Raw genomic sequence first — 4,674 nt, 5'->3', positions numbered from 1 at the left:
CCAGTGCTTGACGCGGTCGGCGTCGACCTTGACGCGCTCGCCGTCCTTCGGCAGCAGCGGGTTCCAGGAACCCAGCGACTCGATGAAACGGCCGTCGCGCGGCGAGCGGGCGTCGGCAACGACGACGTGGTAGTAAGGACGCTTCTTCGAGCCCGCACGGGCCAGTCTGATCTTCAGTGCCATTCTTTATCTCCTAAAAGCTCTGATTTCGTTTGATGTGGTTTGCGGCAGTGTCTTTTTGTTTGTGCATGCCGTTATCCCAAAACCGCTAAGCACTTTTGGGCGGCATTCACTGGTTAGCCGGCTTTGGCAGCGCCGTTGGAAGCGGCGATCTGTTCGTGGTGGCGGATCACTTCACGGACGACGAAGTTCAGGAACTTCTCCGCGAAATCCGGGTCGAGATTAGCATCCTTCGCCAGCTGACGAAGGCGGGCGATCTGCTGCTGCTCGCGCGCCGGGTCGGCCGGCGGCAGGCCATGCTCGGCCTTCAGAACGCCGACCGCCTTGGTGCAGCGGAAGCGTTCGGCCAGCATATGGATGAGGGCGGCGTCGATGTTGTCGATCGAGGCTCGGTAGCCGGCCAGGATGGCGCGTGCGTCGGCCATGTCTTTCTCCTCGTTCATCGCCTCCTCACTTCTTCTTACCGAGGCCAGGGAGCCCGCCACCGCCCAGGCCGGGGAGACCCGGAAGCTTCATGCCGCCTGGCAGGCCCGGCAGTCCGCCACCGGGAAGTCCACCGGGCAAGCCGCCCGGCAGGCCCTTGCCGAGGCCGGCGGCCTGCGCCTGCTTCTGCAAAGCCTCCAGCTGCTTCGGGTCCATCTTGGAGAGGTCGGGCATGCCGCCGCCAGGCATCATGCCGCCAAGCCCCATCTTCGAGGCAAGGCCACCCATCATGCCGCGCATCAGGCCGCCGCCTTTGCCCTTGCCGCCCATCGCCTTCATCATGTCGGCCATGCCGCGATGCATTTTCAAGAGCTTGTTGATCTCGGCCGCGTCGGTGCCGGAGCCGGCGGCGATGCGCTTCTTGCGCGAGTGCTTGAGGATATCGGGGTTGGCGCGCTCGGCCTTGGTCATCGAGGAGATGATGGCGAGCTGGCGGCCGAACATCTTGTCGTCGAGGCCGGCGGCGGCGAGCTGGTCCTTCATCTTGCCCATGCCTGGCATCATGCCCATGATGCCGCCCATCCCGCCCATCTTCGACATCTGCTGAAGCTGCTGGGCGAGGTCGTTCAGGTCGAACTTGCCCGACTGCATCTTCTTGGCCATCGCCGCCGCCTGCTCGGCGTCGATGGTCTCGGCAGCCTTCTCGACGAGCGAGACGATGTCGCCCATGCCGAGGATGCGGTCGGCGATGCGCTTGGGATGGAATTCCTCCAGCCCGTCCATCTTTTCGCCGGTGCCGATGAGCTTGATCGGCTTGCCGGTGACGGCGCGCATCGAGAGCGCGGCGCCGCCGCGGCCGTCGCCGTCCATGCGGGTCAACACCAGGCCGGTGATGCCGACGCGCTCGTCGAAGCTCTTCGCCAGGTTGACGGCGTCCTGGCCGGTCAGCGAATCGGCGACCAGCAGGATCTCGTGCGGGCTCGACACCTTCTTGATGTCGGCCATCTCGACCATCAGCGGCTCGTCGATATGGGTGCGGCCGGCGGTGTCGAGGATGACCACGTCATGGCCGCCGAGCTTGGCCGCCTGCACGGCGCGCTTGGCGATGTCGACCGGGCTCTGGCCGGCGATGATCGGCAGCGTCGCGACCTTGGTCTGCTCGCCGAGCTGGCGCAGCTGCTCTTGCGCTGCGGGCCGCCGCGTGTCGAGCGAGGCCATCAGGACTTTCTTGTTCTGGCGCTCGGTCAGCCGCTTGGCGATCTTGGCCGAGGTCGTCGTCTTGCCGGAGCCCTGCAGGCCGACCATCATGACGACGACGGGCGCCGGCGCGTTGAGGTCGATGGCGACGCCTTCGGCGCCCAGCATCTCGACCAGCTCGTCATGGACGATCTTGACGACCATCTGTCCGGGCTTGATCGACTTCAGCACCGCGGCGCCGACCGCCTTCTCGCGCACCTTGTCGGTGAAGGAGCGAACCACTTCCAGCGCGACGTCGGCCTCGAGCAGCGCACGGCGCACCTCGCGCAGCGCCGCCGAGACATCCGCCTCGGACAGCGCGCCGCGACCGGTCAGGCCGTTCAGGATCGAACCAAGGCGTTCCTGGAGTGATTCAAACATTCTTTTCCCTTTTCCCTGGCACTGTGGATGCCCGAGAGGTAGTGCGTTCGCGCCGGGTCGCCAAGCAAAAGCGCAAAGCCAAAAAGCACCCGGGGGCGCATCGCGCTGCCGGGTGTTGGCCTCCAGGATCTCTTTACAGCTCTTGCCTCAAAGAGGCTTCGGCGTCCTGGTCGGCTTTCGCGAAAGAAACTCGTCGCGGAAATTCAGCGGCTCTAGACAGGAAATCGGCCGCGGAGTCAAGTGTTGGGCCTAAACCTAGTGGCACTGCACAGGGATTTTGAAAGGTTGCCGTTTGTCTTGGTGCAAGATCTTCCGTTCATTTCAGTGAAATCAGCGCAAACGCCGGAGATTGGCTGAAGCCGCCCCAACCTCGTCATTCTATGGCGGAGCAAGGAGCGAAGCGACGCGGCGCAGACCATAGAATCCATTCCGTGACTTGGAAGCGCAGCCGCGGTGCAGAATTCTGCTCCGTTGCACGCCTTGGCGAAGGTAACGGCATGGATTCCAGGGTCTTCGCGACGGAGCTTCGCTCCTGCTCCGCCCTGGAATGACGATCGCGATGGGCGTTTCGGCCAATGTCCAAGCATGCCACCTGCCGACAGAAACAGAGCCGATCGGTCAAAATCCCTGTGCAGTGCCACTAGGCCAAAACGCCGCGATTTGGGATCGCTCAACCGAGGCTTTCCCTGTTCGCCCCGACCCGCAGCGGCGAGCGCCGGTGCACAAGCAAAAGCATCGTCAAAAGCGTGCTGACGATACCGATCGCGGCGATCAGCACGGCGTCCCAGTTCGTCCAGCCGGGGCCTTCGAGCGGCTTGGCGTTGAGCAGGGCGAAGCCATTATAGCCCTCCTGGTGCGAGATCAGCAGGAAGCCGGTGAGGTTGTTGCCGAGATGGGCACCGAAACCAGCGCCGAGATTGCCGGTGACATAGACAAGCAGCGTGAGCAGCAGGGCGAAGGCGCCGATCGAGACCAGGACGCAGGCATTGATGGCAAAAGTCGAGGCCGAGTTCCAGTGCAGCGAGGTGAACAGCAGGCCCGGCAGCAGCGCCCAGATCCACGGGCTCCGGAAGCGATAGGCGAGGCCGCGCAGCAGGTAGCCGCGAAACAGCATTTCCTCCGACGAGGTCTGCAGGAAGGCCAGCAGCACGATCGGGATCAGGAAGAGCAGCCAGGACGAAAAGGCGATCGGTCCGCGCGTGATTTCCGGCTGCAGCCAATAGAGCAGCACTTCGGAGAAGAGCGAGGTGATCAGCACTGCGACCAGCCCCTTGAGGAAATCGCCGCCGGCGATGCGGCGGCTGGCGCCGAACAGCGCGGACAGCGGCTCGCCGTGAACGAAGCGCATCGCCACCCACAAGCCGATCCAGATGCCGGCAAAAGAGGTCAGGGCGCTCAAGATGCCGACGGGCGAGGCCAAGAAATCCTGCATGTACCGCCCGGTCGAGGGTCCGGGCAGGCGCCAGACGATGTAGATATAGGTGCCGGCAAAGAGCACCAGAGCCGTCATCGCCATCCAGAAGGCGATGATGATCGGCGACCCGAAGAACAGGCGCAGCAAAGTGGTCTTTTCGTTCGGCGAGCGGCGATAGCCCTCGAAGGCGGCATTCTCGATGGTCACGCGGCTCCCCTGCCGAAGGCTTCGGTCGCATGATGTATGGCGATCAGTGGTTACCGTGCGATTACGCCATCAGTTTTCCGGGTTGAATGGGTCGCTTCAAGCACCACGGCGGGGATGTCACGGTCGAAGACGAGCTGGACGCCTGCCTGTCGCGATCCATGCCGTTACATCTGAGCGATGTTGCGGTGCAGAACAGCCTCTCTTCTGCACCGTCTTCATTCTTCGCGCGAGGTCACGGAATGGATCCTCGGGTCTGCGCGCCGCTTCGCGTCGCTCAGTCCGTGGATGACGAAGTTTGGGCGCTTCGGCCAATACCGAACCTATGTCGCGATGCGACAACCGCTGCCGGCACAAACAGCGGCCGCCATCGCTGGCGGCCGCTGTTGCCCATCACTGTCCGGCGATCAGCGCATCACATAGACGATACGCCTCGTGCCCGGATCGACCAGCGCCGGCTGGTTGTTCACATAAACGTAGCGATACCGGTAATCGGGGATCTCGCGCAGCTCGACCGTGTCGGGCAGCGTCGCGCCGGTCACCACCTCGCCGTCGAGATAAACCGGATCGACCCGGTGCTCGGTGACATAGGTTCCAACCTCGGCCGGCGGTCTGCCGATCGACTCGATGGCGTCATCATTGGAGACGATGGCGCCGGTGTAGGTGTCCCTGGTGTAGACGTCATCGGTCGGCGGCGCCACGACGGCGATATCGGCATTGGCCGGGCGACGGGTGACGACAACGCGGCTGCCGCCGAAGTCGGCCGTCACATAGTCGGAATAGACCCAACCCTTGCCGCCGGCTTCGGCGATGGTGCACCATTTGCTGCCTTCGAT

5 protein-coding genes are annotated in these 4,674 nt (G+C 63.8%); all 5 read right to left on the bottom strand.

The genetic code is table 11. The annotated features are described in order from the left end of the window. Positions 1-183, bottom strand: a 183-nt coding sequence (gene rpsP / locus EOA28_RS25650) for a 30S ribosomal protein S16 (RefSeq protein ID WP_128315416.1), incomplete at its 3' end; no start/stop codon positions are given. A 113-nt stretch (positions 184-296) separates the two neighbouring features. After that, positions 297-623: a chorismate mutase gene (locus tag EOA28_RS25645; protein ID WP_073989908.1), complete on the bottom strand. Its 327-nt coding sequence runs from the start codon at positions 621-623 to the stop codon at positions 297-299. A gap of 7 nt (positions 624-630) precedes the next feature. Then, a complete protein-coding gene (gene ffh / locus EOA28_RS25640) occupies positions 631-2,220 on the bottom strand; it encodes a signal recognition particle protein (protein WP_126080412.1) in 1,590 nt (529 codons plus the stop codon). A gap of 670 nt (positions 2,221-2,890) precedes the next feature. Further along, a complete protein-coding gene (locus EOA28_RS25635) occupies positions 2,891-3,841 on the bottom strand; it encodes a type II CAAX endopeptidase family protein (protein WP_127253418.1) in 951 nt (316 codons plus the stop codon). A gap of 404 nt (positions 3,842-4,245) precedes the next feature. Further along, positions 4,246-4,674: DUF1236 domain-containing protein (locus EOA28_RS25630; protein ID WP_128315415.1), on the bottom strand; the 429-nt coding region annotated here is incomplete at its 5' end.

Source organism: Mesorhizobium sp. M2A.F.Ca.ET.067.02.1.1, from assembly GCF_004023285.1.
In the GTDB taxonomy this organism is placed as follows: Bacteria; Pseudomonadota; Alphaproteobacteria; order Rhizobiales; family Rhizobiaceae; genus Mesorhizobium.
This window is presented reverse-complemented; position numbering and strand designations above follow the sequence as displayed.

Bases quoted from the DNA above. Each gene is read 5' to 3' on its own strand.
- EOA28_RS25645 (WP_073989908.1), bottom strand. From the start codon at position 623: ATGAACGAGGAGAAAGACATGGCCGACGCACGCGCCATCCTGGCCGGC.
- ffh (WP_126080412.1), bottom strand. From the start codon at position 2,220: ATGTTTGAATCACTCCAGGAACGCCTTGGTTCGATCCTGAACGGCCTG.